Origin of the sequence: Streptomyces sp. DH12, from assembly GCF_020873895.1 — a bacterium.
In the GTDB taxonomy this organism is placed as follows: Bacteria; Actinomycetota; Actinomycetes; order Streptomycetales; family Streptomycetaceae; genus Streptomyces.
The window spans coordinates 1-627 of record NZ_JAHWGT010000419.1; the positions used below are offsets into that span (position 1 = coordinate 1).

The window sequence follows — 627 nt, forward strand, 5'->3', positions numbered from 1 at the left end:
GTTCGGTGGTCAGGGCGAGGTGTTCGAGGATGGTGAAGCGGCCGGGGCGGGTCTCGGGGGCGTACTCGACGACGCGGACGAACTCGTCGGCGGAGAACCCGATCTCCTCGGGGAGCACCGGCAGTCCGTGCCGGCGCAGCACCTCGGCCATGGCCGCCGACTCCTCGTGCGCGCCGCGCAGGTACATCGCGAAGGCGGCGCCCAGTCCGCACTGCTCGCCGTGGGCGGCGGCCCGCTGCGGGTAGAGCAGGTCGAAGGCGTGGTTGATCTCGTGGCAGGCGCCGGAGGAGGGCCGGGAGTCTCCGGACACGGACATCGAGATGCCGGTGAGGACCAGGGCCTCGGCCAGCACCTGGAGGAAGGCGTCGTCGCCGACGCCGCCCGGGTGCCGGAGCACGGCCTCGCCGGCCTGGCGGGCCATGGCCGCGGCGAGTCCGTCGACCTTCTCGCCGTTGACGCGGTGGGACAACTCCCAGTCGGCGACGGCGGAGATGTTGGAGACGACGTCGCCGATGCCCGAGCGGACGAACCGGACCGGGGCCTCGCGGATGACGTTGAGGTCGATCACGACCGCGATCGGGTTGGGCACGCCGTAGGAGCCGCGTCCCGCGTCGTTGTCGAGCGTGG

The 627-nt window shown here is 72.6% G+C and carries 1 protein-coding gene; it reads right to left on the reverse strand.

Annotated elements, in window-relative coordinates; translation table 11 throughout:
* Nucleotides 1-627 (reverse strand): iron-containing alcohol dehydrogenase (locus LPA54_RS34925; protein ID WP_228984632.1); only part of this gene is annotated, 627 nt, incomplete at both ends.